Source organism: Sphingobium sp. BS19 (assembly GCF_027925545.1).
In the GTDB taxonomy this organism is placed as follows: domain Bacteria; phylum Pseudomonadota; class Alphaproteobacteria; order Sphingomonadales; family Sphingomonadaceae; genus Sphingobium.
On the sequence record NZ_BSEF01000095.1, the window covers coordinates 1 to 261 of the forward strand.

Genomic DNA, 261 nt, shown 5'->3' on the forward strand with positions numbered 1-261 from the left:
GGCTCATACCCCCAAGCTGCTTTCAAGGCATCGGTTATCGGAAAATTGAGCCCGGCCGGACCGTTCAGAACGATCTTATCCACACGATGGCCGCTGTCAGCAGCGAGGCGCAGTGCCAGCGCCCCTCCAAACGAATTTCCTATCACCGATGCCTTGGCGACGCCCAGCGCATCCATGAAGGCGACCAGATGATCGTGCCATATGGCCATGCTGTATTTCTGATCGCGGGCGGGATCCGTATAGCCGAATCCCAGCAGGTCG

At 58.6% G+C, this 261-nt stretch carries 1 protein-coding gene; it reads right to left on the bottom strand.

The annotated features are described in order from the left end of the window. The coding region (locus tag QMG56_RS23320) for an alpha/beta fold hydrolase (RefSeq protein ID WP_281825294.1) at positions 1–261 on the bottom strand (261 nt) is incomplete at both ends.